Origin of the sequence: Alteromonas marina (assembly GCF_000808575.1) — a bacterium.
In the GTDB taxonomy this organism is placed as follows: Bacteria; Pseudomonadota; Gammaproteobacteria; order Enterobacterales; family Alteromonadaceae; genus Alteromonas; species Alteromonas marina_A.
Genome location: NZ_JWLW01000018.1, coordinates 66467 through 83256 on the forward strand (window position 1 = coordinate 66467; position 16790 = coordinate 83256).

At 44.7% G+C, this 16790-nt stretch carries 17 protein-coding genes and 2 tRNA genes; 12 read left to right on the forward strand and 7 right to left on the reverse strand.

The window, feature by feature from the left end; genetic code table 11:
• Positions 1 to 74 precede the first annotated feature (74 nt).
• The 7 genes from lrp (at position 75) to RJ41_RS11720 (ending at position 8341) form a co-directional block, all read left to right on the forward strand.
• Complete coding sequence (lrp, locus tag RJ41_RS11690) at positions 75 to 560, forward strand: leucine-responsive transcriptional regulator Lrp (RefSeq protein ID WP_039220858.1); 486 nt, start codon at positions 75 to 77, stop codon at positions 558 to 560.
• 287 nt (positions 561 to 847) lie between these two features.
• Positions 848 to 3637: a DNA translocase FtsK gene (locus RJ41_RS19560; RefSeq protein WP_039220861.1), complete on the forward strand. Its 2790-nt coding sequence runs from the start codon at positions 848 to 850 to the stop codon at positions 3635 to 3637.
• 16 nt (positions 3638 to 3653) lie between these two features.
• Positions 3654 to 4466: an outer membrane lipoprotein periplasmic chaperone LolA gene (lolA, locus tag RJ41_RS11700; RefSeq protein WP_039220863.1), complete on the forward strand. Its 813-nt coding sequence runs from the start codon at positions 3654 to 3656 to the stop codon at positions 4464 to 4466.
• Positions 4453 to 5760, forward strand: coding sequence for a replication-associated recombination protein A (locus tag RJ41_RS11705; RefSeq protein ID WP_039220865.1), 1308 nt, complete (start codon positions 4453 to 4455; stop codon positions 5758 to 5760). The genes lolA and RJ41_RS11705 overlap by 14 nt, the downstream gene beginning before the upstream one ends.
• Before the next feature lie 75 nt (positions 5761 to 5835).
• Positions 5836 to 6219 carry a fluoride efflux transporter CrcB gene (gene crcB / locus RJ41_RS11710; RefSeq protein WP_039220867.1) on the forward strand — a complete coding sequence of 128 codons (384 nt, stop codon included), beginning with the start codon at positions 5836 to 5838 and terminating at the stop codon, positions 6217 to 6219.
• 10 nt (positions 6220 to 6229) lie between these two features.
• Positions 6230 to 7528: a serine--tRNA ligase gene (serS, locus tag RJ41_RS11715; protein WP_039220870.1), complete on the forward strand. Its 1299-nt coding sequence runs from the start codon at positions 6230 to 6232 to the stop codon at positions 7526 to 7528.
• A gap of 99 nt (positions 7529 to 7627) precedes the next feature.
• Positions 7628 to 8341 (forward strand): SOS response-associated peptidase family protein, encoded by a 714-nt coding sequence (locus RJ41_RS11720; RefSeq protein WP_039220873.1) that lies wholly within the window; start codon positions 7628 to 7630, stop codon positions 8339 to 8341.
• A gap of 77 nt (positions 8342 to 8418) precedes the next feature.
• On the opposite strand, the gene RJ41_RS11725 is transcribed toward RJ41_RS11720, so the two are convergent.
• The 6 genes from RJ41_RS11725 to RJ41_RS11750 form a co-directional block, all read right to left on the reverse strand.
• Positions 8419 to 8856 carry a host attachment protein gene (locus RJ41_RS11725; protein WP_039220875.1) on the reverse strand — a complete coding sequence of 146 codons (438 nt, stop codon included), beginning with the start codon at positions 8854 to 8856 and terminating at the stop codon, positions 8419 to 8421.
• Between the two features lie 362 nt (positions 8857 to 9218).
• Positions 9219 to 9566 (reverse strand): TusE/DsrC/DsvC family sulfur relay protein, encoded by a 348-nt coding sequence (locus tag RJ41_RS11730; RefSeq protein ID WP_014949623.1) that lies wholly within the window; start codon positions 9564 to 9566, stop codon positions 9219 to 9221.
• Positions 9563 to 9895, reverse strand: a complete 333-nt coding sequence (locus tag RJ41_RS11735) for a hypothetical protein (RefSeq protein WP_039220877.1) — start codon at positions 9893 to 9895, stop codon at positions 9563 to 9565. Before RJ41_RS11735 ends, RJ41_RS11730 begins: the two co-directional genes overlap by 4 nt.
• On the reverse strand, positions 9895 to 10263 hold the full coding sequence (locus tag RJ41_RS11740; protein ID WP_039220880.1) for a DsrE family protein: 369 nt from the start codon (positions 10261 to 10263) through the stop codon (positions 9895 to 9897). The genes RJ41_RS11735 and RJ41_RS11740 overlap by 1 nt, the downstream gene beginning before the upstream one ends.
• Positions 10263 to 10652: a sulfurtransferase complex subunit TusD gene (gene tusD, locus RJ41_RS11745; RefSeq protein WP_039220883.1), complete on the reverse strand. Its 390-nt coding sequence runs from the start codon at positions 10650 to 10652 to the stop codon at positions 10263 to 10265. Before tusD ends, RJ41_RS11740 begins: the two co-directional genes overlap by 1 nt.
• 55 nt (positions 10653 to 10707) lie before the next feature.
• Positions 10708 to 11373 (reverse strand): Bax inhibitor-1/YccA family protein, encoded by a 666-nt coding sequence (locus RJ41_RS11750; protein ID WP_014949619.1) that lies wholly within the window; start codon positions 11371 to 11373, stop codon positions 10708 to 10710.
• Between the two features lie 239 nt (positions 11374 to 11612).
• On the opposite strand from RJ41_RS11750, the gene RJ41_RS11755 reads away from it, so the two are divergent.
• Both RJ41_RS11755 and RJ41_RS11760 read left to right on the forward strand, forming a co-directional pair.
• Positions 11613 to 11704: transfer RNA gene (locus RJ41_RS11755), tRNA-Ser, on the forward strand.
• A 145-nt stretch (positions 11705 to 11849) separates the two neighbouring features.
• A complete protein-coding gene (locus RJ41_RS11760; RefSeq protein ID WP_039220887.1) occupies positions 11850 to 13316 on the forward strand; it encodes a DUF3360 family protein in 1467 nt (488 codons plus the stop codon).
• A gap of 182 nt (positions 13317 to 13498) precedes the next feature.
• Here RJ41_RS11760 and RJ41_RS11765 read toward each other — a convergent pair whose 3' ends face one another.
• Entirely contained in the window at positions 13499 to 14404 is a 906-nt protein-coding gene (locus RJ41_RS11765) for a LysR family transcriptional regulator (RefSeq protein WP_039220890.1), read from the reverse strand.
• Positions 14405 to 14598: 194 nt separating this feature from the next.
• On the opposite strand from RJ41_RS11765, the gene RJ41_RS11770 reads away from it, so the two are divergent.
• The 3 genes from RJ41_RS11770 to RJ41_RS11780 all read left to right on the forward strand — a co-directional run bounded on the left by RJ41_RS11770 (position 14599) and on the right by RJ41_RS11780 (position 16376).
• Positions 14599 to 15045 carry a DoxX family protein gene (locus tag RJ41_RS11770; RefSeq protein ID WP_039220892.1) on the forward strand — a complete coding sequence of 149 codons (447 nt, stop codon included), beginning with the start codon at positions 14599 to 14601 and terminating at the stop codon, positions 15043 to 15045.
• A gap of 180 nt (positions 15046 to 15225) precedes the next feature.
• Positions 15226 to 16116: a DODA-type extradiol aromatic ring-opening family dioxygenase gene (locus RJ41_RS11775; protein WP_039220894.1), complete on the forward strand. Its 891-nt coding sequence runs from the start codon at positions 15226 to 15228 to the stop codon at positions 16114 to 16116.
• Positions 16117 to 16284: 168 nt separating this feature from the next.
• Positions 16285 to 16376: transfer RNA gene (locus tag RJ41_RS11780), tRNA-Ser, on the forward strand.
• Positions 16377 to 16790 lie beyond the last annotated feature (414 nt).

Below are 16790 nucleotides of genomic sequence, written 5' to 3' on the forward strand. Positions count from 1 at the left end.
AAAAGAACTATCTGCTGAAGAATGGGTATTTGTAGCATATAATTCTCATAAAAGATGCTTTTAAGATATTTTATATGCTGGTAAAGACACCAAAACACCTAGACCGAATAGACAGGAATATCCTGGTACAGTTACAGAAAAACGGGCGTATATCAAACGTCGAACTTGCTAAAGAAGTGGGATTAAGCCCCAGCCCTTGTCTTGAGAGAGTTAAGAGGCTGGAGGCTCAGGGCTATATAAAAGGATATCATGCTGTCGTTGACCCAGAAAAGCTCGGCGCAGCCATGCTCGTCTTCGTAGAGATAACGTTAACGAAAACATCGGTAGATATCTTTGCAGAATTTTCTGCTGCGGTAAAATTGCATGACGATATACAAGAGTGCCACTTAGTGTCTGGAGATTTCGACTTTTTATTAAAAGCGCGTGTTGCCGATATGAGTAGCTACCGAAAATTGCTTGGTGATACCTTATTACGTTTACCGGGCGTAAGTGAGTCGCGGACATACGTTGTAATGGAAGAAGTAAAAAGCACATCGTCGCTGCGCATTAATTTGAAGTAATGAAAGCGTGGCTCAATAGCGTATTTTTGTGGTAGGCTGTGCAAAAATACAGTGTTTGTGCGCAGCGAAGGAATTGTTGTGTTTCACAAATGTGGGGTAGGGGAGTAATTCATACTTTCATTATTATGTTCAGCTGCTTACCGAAAATTAAATAATTAATAATTATGTAGGGATTGCAAAGAGTTCGCTAAGCTCTTTGCTGCGTTTAGCGCAAAAGTGCTGCGTATAGGCTAATACCGATTGTCTATATGACTTCATGCGATAGAATTTTAAGGTTTTTTAGGGTTATGGCGCGATTAACAGGGGTTCAGCGAGTGTGGGAAGCAGGCATGATTATCGCCTGTGTTTTCGCCTTCTTCTTATTGCTGGCACTAGTATCTTTTCATCCAGGCGACCCAGGCTGGAGTCAGGCTGGTTTACAATTAGACATACACAATTGGGTAGGGGCAACAGGTGCGTGGGTGGCAGATCTGCTGCTGTTTTCATTTGGCTTTCTCGCCTATCTACTTCCGTTCGGTTCCGCCTTCTTAGGCTGGTTCTTATTTCAACACATCAAAGAACTTGATGAGTTCGATTACCTCACTATTGGATTAAGAATTATCGGTGGGCTGTTAATGGCTCTTGGTGCTACGGGCATCGCCAGTATAAATTTTGACGATATTTACAATTTTTCAGCAGGCGGTTTTGTCGGTGACGTCATTAGTTCGGCGCTTATACCTTATTTTAATACCGCTGGAACGATCCTATTGTTGCTTTGCTTTTTCTGTACCGGTTTTACTCTGTTAACTGGTATTAGCTGGCTGACCATTATCGATAGATTAGGGGAAGGGACACTATGGTTGGGTCGTAAGAGCCTGTCAGCACCTCAAAGTTTGTTAGCACTTGAAATGCCGCGTTTGGCGTTAGCCAATAAGTCTTCCAGCCGAGAAAGTTCTGACGGCGCGGAGTTGGATATTACCAGTATGCGGGCAGAGCCCTTGGCGTCTTCTCCACAGATTGAGCCACAGCAAACGCACAAGGCTACTCCGTCTCGCAGTGAACCTAACTTCGGTATCGACGAAGTCGAAGATGAACCGCCATTTTATACCTATAACAGAGACGAATCTGTTCAAAATACGTCGAATCATGAAGCTGGTGAAGAGGAAAATGATACCGCGTCAGTTGACAATGATAGTGAAACCAAGAAGTCGGCTTTTTCTCTGTCGGGCATGCGCGAAGTGGTTACGGGTGGTTTTAAAGATAAAGTAGGTTTGGGCAAATCCGGTCAAGAGGAGCCAACACATTCTTCCAGTGAAAGCGCCCAATATGAACATAATCAGCAGCATCAACAAAGCCCGCATATCAATTTTGACGATTTAGAGGAGTTTGATGAAGACCTGCCTTACGAAACAGGAAGTAAGCCAGTAGCGTCGACAAATAACACGGCTTTCTCAGCGGACGATAGCCAGCCTTCAGCGTCTGCTGCTGATACGCAACCAACGCACACGCAAGGTGAAGTTCAAGGCGCAACTCAGGCATTTACCCCCGCAGCACTTGGTGCTAAGCCATTAAAAGCAAGAGCAGGGCAAATTGACCCTGACTTGCCTCCTATGCCGTCGTTTGATTTGCTTGAACGCGCCGACAAACATGAAAACCCGCTTACGCCGGAAGAGATTGAAGGTATTTCTCGCCTTGTCGAAGAAAAGCTCGCTGATTTCAATATTGAAGCCACTGTAGTAGGTGTGTACCCAGGACCAGTAATTACGCGTTTTGAACTAGACCTAGCGCCTGGCGTTAAAGTGAGCAAAATTACAGGGTTATCAAAAGACTTAGCACGTGCAATGTCAGCTATTTCAGTTCGTGTAGTTGAGGTTATTCCGGGTAAGTCAGTAATTGGTTTAGAACTGCCAAATAAAAAACGTGAAATGGTGCGTTTGAGTGAAGTAATTAGCTGCGATACGTTCCAATCAAACAAGTCGCCATTAACCATGGTGTTGGGTGCAGACATATCAGGTCAGCCAGTCGTGGTCGATTTAGCCAAGATGCCGCACCTTTTGGTAGCGGGTACTACAGGGTCAGGTAAATCTGTGGGTGTGAATGTGATGATCTTGAGTTTGCTCTATAAGAGCACGCCTGAAGACGTTCGCATGATCATGATTGACCCCAAAATGCTTGAACTTTCGGTTTATGAGGGCATACCTCATTTACTTGCTGAAGTAGTTACTGACATGAAAGAAGCGGCCAATGCGCTTCGTTGGTGCGTAGGAGAAATGGAGCGTCGTTATCGTCTAATGAGCGCCCTTGGTGTGCGTAACCTCAAAGGTTACAACGCGAAAGTGGAAGAAGCCATTGCTAACGGCACACCAATAAAAGATCCCCTTTGGAAGAACGAAGAAAGTATGGATGCTGAGGCACCAGACTTAGCCAAGCTTCCAGCTATTGTGGTTGTGGTCGATGAATTCGCCGACATGATGATGATTGTGGGCAAAAAAGTAGAAGAGCTTATTGCACGTATCGCACAGAAAGCCCGTGCGGCAGGAATCCACCTTATTCTTGCTACCCAGCGCCCTTCTGTCGATGTAATTACAGGTTTGATTAAAGCGAATATTCCAACCCGCTGTGCATTCCAGGTTTCCAGTAAAATAGACTCAAGGACCATTCTTGACCAACAGGGTGCAGAAACCTTGTTAGGTATGGGGGACATGCTTTACCTACCACCTGGAAGCCCAGTACCTACTCGTGTTCACGGTGCGTTTGTAGACGATCACGAAGTGCATGCGGTAGTGGCAGATTGGCAGAAGCGTGGTGAGCCAGAGTACATAGATGAGATCCTGAATGGCGAGGCAACGGCAGAAGTCTTACTGCCAGGTGAGCAGCCTGAGGGTGAAGACCAAGAATTCGACGCATTCTACGACGAGGCTGTCGCGTTCGTTACCGAAACCCGTCGCGCGAGTGTCTCGAGTGTACAGCGTAAATTTAGAATTGGTTACAACCGTGCAGCACGCTTAGTTGAACAAATGGAAATGAGCGGTGTCGTAAGTGCACAGGGGCATAACGGAAACCGTGAGGTGCTTGCACCGCCGCCCCACAAAGATTAACGAATGGATTGAATAAATGAATAAAGCAGTTTCGGTTTATTTTGTGAGTGCATTGGTAACGGCAGGTACGGCAATGAATGCTGCTAATGCTGCGGTAGAATTAGGTAGTACAGGTTCAAATATAGGCAAGAACAATGCTCACGAGGTTGTCAGTGCTCATGACGCTATTCAGGCTAATGCCACAGTAAACACTAGTCAGCCTAAAACTTCATCGCTTATCAATGATTCTGCGAGTACGTCACTGCAGGCTTTGTTAAGCAATATGAAGCAGTTTCGCGCAAGTTTTGCGCAAACAGTAGTCGATGCACAGCAAAATGTCGTTCACGAAGCACAAGGCACGCTGACCATGACCCGCCCCAATAAGCTTCGCTGGGAAACTACATTTCCTGATGAAACTTTGTTGGTTGCCGATGGCGAAGCGGTTTGGAATGTGGATACCTTTGTAGAGCAGGTGACGGTGCTTTCTCAAGATAATGCGATTAAGGATAACCCTATCGTTTTGCTTACATCGACAGATGAAGCAATCTGGTCGAAGTTTTCTATCAGTCAAGTGAACAGTGGTGTATCTACCAACAATTTGGCAAGTGGCATCAATAACGATAATGCCTTGCAAAGTTATCAAATCACACCAAAAGAAGAAGGCGGTCAAATTCTCACGCTTACTTTAACCTTCAATCAAGACAACGAGCTCGCTTCGCTTAATATGCTCGATGCACAACAGCAAATCAGCACGTTAGTGTTCAATAATATTGAGACTCGCTTTCCTGTGCCGGCCGACACCTTCTCGGTTGATATTCCAGATAGCTTCATAGTTGATGACCAGCGTTAATCAAGAGTTCGCGCCGCTGGCGGCGCGAATGCGCCCGGTTACCATAGAGCAGTACAGCGGTCAAGACCATTTACTTGGCGAAGGTAAGCCTCTTCGTAAAATGTTAGAGGCAGGGCACTGTCATTCTATGATTTTGTGGGGGCCGCCGGGTACCGGAAAAACTACTCTTGCGGAGCTTATCGCTCAGTATACTAATGCATCTGTTTTGCGTATTTCGGCCGTAACATCTGGGGTGAAAGACATCAGGGCCGCTATGGACGCGGCAGAAGAAAACGCCCGCTACAATCAGCGAACACTGCTTTTTGTAGATGAAGTTCACAGGTTCAATAAGAGCCAGCAAGATGCGTTTTTGCCATTTGTTGAATCAGGTGTGGTTACCTTTATTGGTGCAACGACAGAAAACCCCTCATTTGAATTAAATAAAGCGCTTTTATCTCGAGTCCGTGTTTACGTGCTAAAAACACTTGAACAACATGCGTTATCTGAATTAGTCGATAGAGCGCTGAGCGATAGCGAAAAAGGCCTTGGCGACAGAGCTCTTGGCATTGATGAAATAGCAAGAAACGCCCTTATAGATTTGAGCGGTGGCGATGCCCGCCGTCTTCTTACGTATTTGGAACTAGCTGCGGACTTCACCGGAGAAAACGAAATAACCGTCAGCGATATTGAACATGCGGTAGGCGAGAAAGTAGCTAGTTATGATAATAAAGGCGATACCTTCTACGACCTCATTTCAGCGTTTCATAAATCCGTAAGAGGCTCAGATCCAGATGCAGCTCTTTACTGGTATGCAAGAATTCTCGATGGCGGTGGTGACGCGCTATATGTGGGAAGACGTCTTCTAGCTATCGCGTCGGAAGATATTGGCAACGCCGACCCAAGGGCTATGCAGCTATGTATCAATGCCTGGGACACCTTTCACCGTGTAGGGCCCGCAGAGGGTGAACGCGCTATTGCGCAAGCTGCGGTATATTGCGCGTTAGCTGCAAAAAGTAACGCCGTTTATATGGCATTTAACGAAGCTAAAGCACTGGCGCGCAAGACCTCAGATGCGCCGGTACCCATGCATTTGCGTAATGCGCCTACCTCGCTGATGAAAGAGCTAGGCCACGGCGATGGTTATCGCTATGCCCACAACGAGCCGAATGCTTTCGCAGCGGGTGAATCTTACTTTCCTGAGAACCTTACTGGTACTCGCCTATACAGGCCCAATGAGCGTGGTTTAGAAAAATCCTTAAAAGCAAAACGTGAATTTCTCGATTCACTTAATGCGAGAAGTAACAATAAAAGGTAAAGTTGCACAGATACACCTCTACTAATTCAAAGACCATGGATTAGTTACTAAAAAGAACGCGCTAGGGAGTTTTTCGTGCCTCAAGGGTTAGCTTTGTATTGTTTTATTGCCGCTGGCGGGGCAACTGGTGCCTGTTTACGTTATTTTGTTACTACAAGTGTAGATTCCTTATTTGGAAAACACATGCCGTTTGGTACACTAACGGTGAATGTGGTTGGGTCGTTCGCACTCGCGTTACTGTACGGTATTATTGAACGTCACGAGTTAAGCGACTCGCCTTACCGTGCGCTCATTGGTGTAGGCCTATTAGGTGCCTTTACCACATTCTCAACATTTTCCGTTGAAACCTTAACTTTATTAGAAAACGGGTTGTGGCTTAAAGCCGCAGCAAATGTATTTCTTAACGTTGGCGCTTGCCTAGTAGCAGGTTGGCTAGCCATTCAATTAATGAAAGGATAATTAGAAACACATGTTAGATCCAAAGTGTTTGCGAAGCGATATAGAACAAACAGCTAAGCGATTAGCTGCCCGTGGTTTTAACCTCGACGTAGCAGCTTTCAGTTCGCTTGAAGAAAAAAGAAAAACACTTCAGTCCAGAACACAGGATCTGCAAAACGAGCGTAACGTACGAAGTAAGTCCATTGGTAAAGCAAAAGCGCAGGGTGAAGACATCGCACCGCTTTTAGCTGAAGTGGGAAAACTGGGTGACGAGCTTGATGCCGCTAAAGCGGAACTTAGCGAACTGCTGGAAGAAATAAATACCCTTACTCAAGGCATTCCTAACTTGCCTCATGAATCTGTTCCTGAGGGTGAGAACGAAAACGATAACGTGGAAATTTCCCGTTGGGGTGAGCCTCGAACGTTTGATTTTGAAGTTAAAGACCATGTTGATGTGGCTGAAGGCTTAAACAATGGCCTTGATTTCGCAACGGCAAGTAAGCTTACTGGAAGCCGTTTCGTAGTGATGCGCGGCGATATTGCTCGCCTAAACCGTGCCTTAGCTCAGTTCATGCTTGATACCCATACCCAAGAACATGGTTACCAAGAAATGTACGTGCCTTATTTGGTTAATGCCGACAGTTTATACGGCACGGGCCAGTTGCCTAAATTTGGTGAGGACCTATTTCACACCAAGCCAGCAACTGAAGAGGGACAGGGGCTTAGCCTAATTCCAACGGCGGAAGTTCCGCTAACTAATATTGCAAGGGATGAAATATTAGATGCGAAAACGCTGCCTGTGAAAATGACTGCGCACACGCCTTGCTTCCGCTCAGAAGCTGGTTCGTACGGTCGTGATACCCGTGGCCTTATTCGTCAGCATCAGTTCGATAAAGTCGAGCTTGTACAACTGGTTAAGCCAGAAGAGAGCTTTGACGCGCTAGAAGCACTTACAGGCCATGCTGAAGTTATTCTTCAAAAGCTAGAATTGCCTTACCGTAAAGTGCTGTTATGTACCGGTGACATGGGCTTTGGTGCATGTAAAACCTACGATCTTGAAGTATGGCTACCTGCACAGAATACTTACCGTGAAATTTCTTCATGTTCAAACATGTTGGACTTCCAAGCACGACGCATGCAGGCTAGATTCCGTAACCCAGAGACGAATAAAACTGAACTGCTTCACACATTGAACGGTTCTGGCTTAGCGGTAGGGCGCACGCTTGTAGCGATTTTAGAGAATAATCAGCAAGCAGACGGTAGCGTTACCATTCCTAAGGCGCTTGTGCCTTATATGGCTGGACAGGAAGTTATTAAAGCAAGCAATTAACCCACTTTGAAGTGGCGAATCATTTTCGCCAGTAATAATATGAAATCCGATATGAGTATTCGTATCGGATTTTTTGTATATTACTGATGGATATTGTTTATGTGCGGATTTATACAGCGTATTACTGACTCACCAGACGTTATCGCGCTACTTGAAGAAGTGGGTCTCACACAAACGATACCGCTTTTTGTCAACGAATCTTCCACAAGCAATGTCATTAACTTTTATCCCGCATTTGGAAAAGCAGCTGAACGGCAAATAACCAATATAATCGTATCTAGTGATAGCACAATAGATGCGACATGGTGGTTTGATGCTAAGCCTGTTGGCAACACGCTAGAGGTTGGGAACAGAACAACATTTAACGCCCGAAACTTAGATAGCCCTTATTGGGGAAAGTTTATTCGTGAACGGCGGGCTATAGTTGTAGCAACGGCAGTAGGCGAGTCAAACCCACTTGGAAAAGGAAAATCACATTATTTAATGAAGCCCCAAAGCGGCGCCTTACTTATTGGCGCGGTATACCGGCGGTTTAGTAATGGGTTGTTTTCCTGTGCGGTGGTGACACGTCCGCCCATAGATGGCTTTTGCCAGTATCATGAAAAATCTATTCCATGCTTTCTTCCTCACGATAGTCACGCTATTAATGCATGGTTAACCACTGACAAACATGGCTCGTTGAATAATGAGGTAGAGTATATTTTGAATAACCCTCGCATTTATACCGACCTTGAAGTAACGCGAGTAAAAACGTTTAAAAGCGCTCAAGCAATGGGGGAAGTCAATATATTAAAGGCTGACGAAAACGATTAATTTAAACTAGCAAGAGAGCAAAATAAAGGCGGCTATAACAACAGCCGCCTGTGACAACCTCTGTGCTAAATAACGCTTTATTTAAGGTAAGAAAGCAAGGTTTCCTCGTCCGCACCTAAAACATTCTTTTTCACTTCTTTATCGACCACATCTGAACATTGAGATGACATTCCATTTCTCAATTTGCCAAGAAACCCTGGCCCGCTAATAATATCTATTGAGCCTAGCGCACCTCGTTTACGCTCGCCATCCAGCCAGTCAGCAATGTCACTGGCAAATCGTTCATCTTCGAGTTCAGCGGCATCTTTTCGATTCATGCTATCAACGCCTGGTACTTGCGAAGCGGGAGCCGATTGTCTGCCGGGTTTATCTGTATAAATGTCTTGGTCACTCGCACCACTAAACTCATTGTGCCATTTCTTTACTTCAACAAGCGCACTTCCGTGATTGATATAGGTGTAAGCTGTGGCGTTGTCGTGGTTGGCCACAATTACGTAGTGTTTCTGAACTGTCATACAGCCTCCTATGTCCATTTATGTAAAACATTCACGTTTATGGTGTTCGGTGAAAGACGAGTATGAAAAATGTGCCTAAAACCTCAGTTAAAACGCTAATGTAAAAGAGGTGTTGCAATATCAACACCAAAGCCAAGAAAGATAACAATAGGGTGGCGCTTCTTATAGTTACCTCGAATAGCTTCAACCCGAGCAGCAACTTAACGAGTGCTTTTAGTAGAAGGCTAGTAGGTGGGGTTAAGCCCGTCGATACACAACAATCGATACTGCGATATCACGAGTAAGTAATCTCAAGGAATATGCGAAAGGGAAAAAGGCTAGCAGAGGGGCGCTAGCGCTTTAAATACAATGCGTAATCGACTTTACAAGCATTTCGCAGGTTTAGGTAATCCTGCCAGTTTGGTGGCTTGCTTAGCCGGGCCTTTTTTAAAGAGTCGCTGCAGGTAGCGGCTATTCCCTTTTTCTGGCCCAAACTTATTGGCCATAGCTTTCACCAAAGCACGAATTGCTGGGCTGGTTTCGTACTCTTCATAGAATGCGCGTACGAAGCGCACCACTTCCCAGTGGGCTTCGGTTAACTCAATATTTTCTTCTTGCGCCAGCAACTCAACCATATCTTCTTCCCAAAGGGTATAGTCGAGTAAATACCCGGCTTTGTCTGTAGGGATCGCTTGCCCTTTATAATTGAAGCTATAGGTTTCTTGTGTCATGAAAGGGGTATCCAGTGCTGATTTTTTGCTGATATTGCAGCAAGTTCTTTGTGTGAAATTGGATTAAAATGTTCGGGAAGATTTGCGCCCCTGGTATCCGCATCTGTACTCAAGAACGACAGGTTTAGCGTTGGTTTGTCTTTTGCCGTGCTCTCTACCGTGCTTTTTACCGTATTGGCCAGCTGCTCAAAAAACGCGGTGTTTAATGCAGGGGCATAAACGCCATCACCAACAAATACAATATAAGTAGAAGTCGATTGCTCAAAAGTGGCTTCAATAAGCTGTTTGTATTCAGTGCTCAAATTTGGCGTTGAAATAGTAATAAGCATTAGAATGTCACCACATGATCTACGCTTTGGATAAGCGTGACCTTTTCTTCTGGGGTTATCCACTCACAGTCTAACTCATCAACTAAACTGTTATTAGAAAGAACCTGATCAATGTCGTATGTATCTGCACTTGCTTTACACACAAAGCATTCTTCGATATCGAAAAACGGCATGCTAGCTAAACGTTTGGTGTGATTTTTTAATCCTTTGGTAGACGCTGCCTTAACAAGCTGCAGTACACCTTGGCTTTCAAAAAGCACTTTAACTTCGTGCCCATAGTTTGTTGCAGCAAGCGCAAAATCTAAACCGTCTTGGCTTTTAGCATTGGAAAAAGGGCTTTGCGTAAACCTAATAAGTAGTTGCGCCATTAGAATTGTACCAACCTGTTGCAATCGTGGAGCGCAGTGAAGAATTCGCCCAAGCCAGCTTGCTCGAAAGGCGCGGATAAGTTGGCCTGAGACAACCCATTCTCTTTCGCCTCTAATTCACTAACAATACCTCGCTTAACGGCGGCGGTAATGCATACAAGTAATTTCACATTGTGCTCAGTCGCTAGAGCCTTCCAACCATCAAATGCGAACAGCTCGTCGCCCGTCTTTAGCATTAAGTTATTGGTGTGGTGTACACCTTCGCTGTAAAAGAAAACGTTGTTAACTACGTCGCCGTTATCTATGGCGCCTTGCACAAACGCAAGGGCGCGCAAAGCCGTGTCACCTTGAAAAGGTGATGATGTGATAAGTACTGAATATTCTGCCATACAAATAAAAACACCCCGGTTAAGGGGTGTTTCTCTTTAAACCTTTAACGCTGTTTTAATCGTCGCCACCAAACGCACCTAAAAGGTGAAGGATAGACGTGAACAAGTTGTATATGTTCAAGTATAGCGAAACTGTTGCACGAATGTAGTTTGTTTCACCACCGTGAATGATACGGCTAGTATCGAACAAGATGAAACCTGACATAATAAACACAATCGCTGCACTGATTGCTAAGCTTACCGCTGGAACTGCGAAAAAGATGTTCGCAATTGCCGCCACAAGCACAACCACTAAACCTACTACCAAGAAACCGCCCATAAATGAGAAGTCTTTCTTAGTGGTTAGGGCGTAGCCAGATAGCGCGAAAAACACGAGGGCTGTTGCACCTAATGCTTCCATGATTAGCCCTGGACCAGCAACGCCTAAATAGAAATTAAGCGTGTAACCTAGTGAAGCACCCATTAAACCTGTGAATGCAAACACCCAGTAGATGCCAGATGCTGAATCAGCTTTTTTCTGAACTACAAAAAGAGTTATAAAAGCGCCGATAGTCATAACAAGAGACATCATAGGAGAAATGCCTACTGCCATTGCTATACCAGCACAAACTGCACTAAACGCCAGTGTCATCGCAAGCAGCATATAGGTGTTGCGTAGAACCTTGTTCGTCTGCAATACCGATGGTTGAGATGCACTTGAATACATCGAACGTTGATCCATTGTTTCCTCCAATAGGACTTATGATATGACCAAAATGGTTCACAATTATTTAGTGTATGTTGTATGGGTTTTAGTTCCCATTTTCAAGTAGTTTCAGATGAAAATGGTGTCAGGTGAATATAAAAACATCTCTTGTACGTGCTAAACAGTCTATTTGATTGAAATCTCGGCACTTAGACAACTTTTTTAATTTTTCGCTTTACAGTCATAAAAATATCATTAAGATACGCAGCACTTCAGGAGAGTTGGCAGAGCCCGGTTTAATGCACCTGACTTGAAATCAGACGTGGGGTCAAACCCACCGGGGGTTCGAATCCCTCACTCTCCGCCATATTATGAAAACCCGCACATTGTTGCGGGTTTTTTTTATGCCCGTCTACCACGTTAGACTTTCGTATAAGACCACAGTCGCATTGTTACATTCCGTTCACATGTTTAGGCTTGCGCTTTTCTTCCGCGCAATCTAAAGGTGTTATGTGTCACAAGAAAGTTCTTCTTATCAAAATCTTCACAAACCGAGCAGTAGTTTTAAATCAAGAGACGAATATTTAAATCACGAACTTCAAATACTTTCTCCAAAACGTTGGCGGTTGAACCTGCCTGGTAAAGACTACCGCGTTGAGTGGGAAGACTTTGTGCCAGGCATGGCGGCGACCATAGGAAAAATCGTTATGGTTGCCGCCGTAGTAGGTGCATTCGCAGCACCGCTAGGGCTATCTCCTGAGTTTGTTGTTGAAAACGTGCGCTTTGAATTACTCATTGCAGCAGTCTTGTTCGTTGTTCTGATTTCAGGTTTTCTGAACCCGTCAGCTAATTTAGCAGGTACACACGGCCCCTTACTGCCCTTGGTACCCCTTATTGTTGCATCTGGCGGCCATCCCATGGCGCTCGGTCTACTCATTGGACTATTTGGTTTTATTTTAGGAATAACGAAGGGCGGCAGTGTGCTAGCCAGGCTAACCAGTAACGGTGTATGCGGTGGGCTGCTGTTGTACTTAGGGTTTATTGGCATTACAGGGCAGGTGAAGAAACTCTTTGCGTGGGCAGAAAGCTTCGATATGGCTTACTTAGCCTTCGTGGTGATCATTGCCACTATTTTAATGTATGCATGGTTAGAGCATATTCAAAAGCGCTGGCTAGCCATTCCGCTTGGTGCGGTGATGGCGGCAGTCATTGCGTTTTCCTTCGGTGCGCCATTTGAGTTCACAACGTCGCCGGGTATGCCTAACTTGAACCCTGCTTATTGGTGGGGGGGAGACACAGGTTGGAAACTAGGCCTGCCAGATTGGTCGCATTTCATTGCTGTGCTGCCTTTTGCTGTGCTGGCTGTGTCTATGTGGTCGCCAGATTTCTTAGGCCATCAAGTTTTCCAAAAGCTTAGCTACCCTAAAAAAAGTGAACGAGCGCACATGAATATAGATGACACCATGATTGCTGCATCTAGTCGTCAGGCAGTGGGAAGCCTTCTGGGAGGGGGTAATATCTCATCTTCGTGGGGGACCTACATTATCCCGGCTTCAATCGCGCGCAGACCCATACCCGGTGGAGCATTAGTGACTGGCTTTTTATGCGTTGTAGCGGCACTTTGGGGTTACCCCATGGATTTAGCAATTTGGCCGCCAGTGCTTTGCGTAGCGCTTATTGTTGGGGTCTTTCTGCCGCTTATGGAAGCCGGTATGCAAATGACGCGTGAAGGTAAAACAACCCAGTCTGCCGCATTGGTAGTGATCTCATCTGTATTAGTTAATCCGGTATTCGGATGGTCTTTTACCATGCTTTTGGATAATTTGGGGCTCGTTGGGTGCAAAGATAGAGCTGGAGAGCTCGGCAAAGCAGGGCGTTGGCTAATTCCAGGAATTACGTTTTTGGTGTTATGTACCGTTATGGCACTAATTGGTATGTTCCCGGGGGTGCCCGCGATTATGGAAACCTTCAGAATGTGATGAGGGCTTTAGGGTAAGGTTACTCTTTTAGAGTTTAAGTTACTGAAACCAGATAGGCTATTACGCGAACGGCGTCGGAGGTGTTTCTCCACGCCGTTTTTATTTAATTTAATATGCTGATATCCCTCATCCACTGAAGTTACGTTTTTACCACATAAATTAAGCGTTACGCGTACCGCGATTTACTTGTCCCAGTAGGGCGTACTTTCAAAATAGCTTGATAAAAAGTCAATGAAAACCCTTAGCTTATTAGAAATGAGCTTACGATGAGGATAGACCGCATACAAAGAGATAGGTTGCGGTACGAAATCGTCCAGTATGGACACGAGTTCCCCGTTTTTGAGCGCTTCACCGGCAATGAAGGTAGGTTGAAGTACATAACCTTCACCCTGCTTTGCTACATTGGTTAGGACTTCTCCATTATTGGCGGTTAGCTTAGGCGTCACAGTCTGGGCATTTGCTTTGAGCGCCGCAATAAGCGCTGATTTATCGTTATCATAGTTGACGTAGGAGTACTCTAGATAGTGTTCAGGTTTTAATTCAGCTGGATGTTGCGGTGTGCCATATTTTTCCAGGTAGGCTGGTGAAGCGCACAGGGCCAGCTTTATCGTTGTGATTTTCTTGGCCACCAGCGACGAGTTAGCTAGGTGACCTGCACGTATTGCTACGTCAAAGCCTTCGTCTATCACATCAATCTTTCTATCGTTTAGCTGCAAGTTTATCGATACGTGAGGGTGTGTTTGTTGAAACGCACTGAGTGCACTCGCTAAATGTAATGTTGAGAAAGAGACAGGGGCACTTACGTGCAAAACTCCCTTTGCTTCTGTATTGAGCAACCCAAGCTGACTTTCCATATCGGTTACGCTTTCAAGAATATGATTTGCATGTTGCAAACACTGCTGACCAGCCTCGGTTAGGTGAATTTTTCTTGTAGTGCGATTGAATAAACGCGTATCAAGTTGCTTCTCTAATTCGGCAACATACTTGCTTACGAGTTGGTTTGACGTGTCTAGCTTTTCTGCAGCTTTTGTAAAACTGCCTTCATTCGCAACCACGCAGAAGGTTTTCAGTAGCGATAATTTATCCATCGTTTAGCCATTCGTCTCTATAAACAACAAAATGTTGGTAATCATTCAATATTCAACCGCTTTATTCAATAGGTGTTGGTAACTATTGTATGTGCATCAGGTTAGCGCTGTGCCAACTCAATGAAGTCAGGCGGAGCGTTCATCACTTTTTAGATATGACACTTTCAATTACGAGAGACTTTGAGGATTCAACAATGAACAAGCAATTTCTGAAAAACATTTTTACTTCTAACAGCAGTATTTCTAGTTTGGTTTTACGTGTGCCTGTGGGCATTATTCTTACTGCACACGGCGCACAAAAGCTTTTTGCGTGGTTTGGTGGTTATGGATTAGAAGGAACAGGTCAGTGGATGGAAAGCATTGGTTTAGCGCCAGGCTTTTTAATGGCATTGCTGGCCGGCAGCGCTGAGTTTTTTGGCGGGCTAGCGCTTATTATAGGTTTTCTAACACGCCCAGCCGCTTTAGTAAGTGCATTCACAATGGTGATTGCGATTTTTAGTGTACATGCAGCAAACGGTTTATTTATGACTAACAACGGTTACGAGTTTGCACTCACGCTACTTGCTGCAACCGGTGCGCTAGCTATTCAAGGTGGCGGTAAATTTTCAATCGACTCTCTTATTAGTCACAAGCTGAATTAATAGCGGTTGTGAGATTTCGACGACTAACGAAACCGGCCTAAATGCGCCGGTTTCAATGGCTATGGAGCCCTTATATCAATCCGCATACATCATTGCCTACTCATAAGACGCTGGCAAGTTTCCTAACGAAGCGTGGAAATGCAGGAATGGTATTCTCTACATCTAACAAGGTATGGTCTTATGCAACAGCGAACGCAAACTCGCCCGTCTGTGCGAATTAACACCGCTTATATTTCTCATGGTGGAGGGCCGCTTCCACTTCTTGAAATGCAGTCAGTAGGAGAGGCGAGAACGCCTGCCTATCACATTGAAATGATTGAAGCGCTCAAAGCATTATCAACAGATTTACCCAAACCTGATGCAGTCATAGTGATTAGTGCCCATTGGGAAGATACTGAAGTCTGTGTAACTACTAACCCAGAACCTTCCTTGATTTATGACTATTATGGCTTCCCTAAAGAGGCGTATTCCCTTGAATATCCAACCAAAGGAGAAGTCGCACTCGCAACTTTATTACTAAAGCGTTTCGCAGAACAAGGCATTGCTGCACGGGAGGATAGGGCACGCGGTTTCGATCATGGAATGTTCATTCCCCTAAGTATTATGTACCCCAGTGCCGATGTGCCTTGTATTCAACTATCCATCACGTCTGATTTGAATTCGGAAAAGCATGTGTTATTGGGGGAGGCAATTAGGAAAGCTATTGAACTCGGGATAGAGCCTGTAAATAGTGATGCAAAGAACGAAGTGAATATTTTAGTATTGGGCTCGGGGTCTTCTTTTCACAATATGCAGGGCTTTTTTGATAGCTCCGATGATGCAATGCGAAAAGCAACGCGCTTTAATAACTGGCTTCAGACAACTATGCAGACCAGTGCCTACAGCGAGAATGAACGCAAAGCTCGTCTTGTTGAATGGTACAGCGCGCCGGATGCGCGATACGCCCATCCTAGAGAAGAGCACCTTCTTCCTCTCCATGTTTGTTATGGTGTTAATAATAGAGCAGCTGATAAAGCTCTGTCTTTAACGCTTCTAACCAAACCTGCAAGCATGTTTGTGTGGTGTGATTGACAGTGCTTCACATTGCAGCGTCAGTGCAACACCTGATTGAATAACGCCTGCGTTAAGCGAGAGCAATTAAATTTTGAACACTTTGATTATCAATTGGTCGTTTGAGTAAAAATGTTAAAATTAGTGCTTTACAGTCCCACATAAATCATTAAGATACGCAGCACTTCAGGAGAGTTGGCAGAGCCCGGTTTAATGCACCTGACTTGAAATCAGACGTGGGGTCAAACCCACCGGGGGTTCGAATCCCTCACTCTCCGCCAAATACGAAAAACCCGCACATTGTTGCGGGTTTTTTTATAGGCTCAATTTACTCGCTCTAGTATATGGCTATAGCCAAGAGTGAAATCTACGCAAAACGATATTGTTCAAAGCTAAACGAACATTATCATTTTGGCATCATGAACTGTCGATGTGCATAGAACACCTAATGAGAATTTTTGAGTGAGAACTTCAATCGCTTTTAAAAAACTTCGATTTATGTTTTACGTGCATTTATAGTAGGTTAACGCTAAAAGTGTTTTTAAATAATGAGAACGTAGGCCATTTTTTACCAAGATGATTATTATTCTTGCGAAAAGGTGAATATTTCACCAGTTGATTGATTTAATTGAAATTAGTGCTTTACAGCGTCACGTAAATCATTAAGATAAGCGTCACTTCAGGAGAGTTGGCAG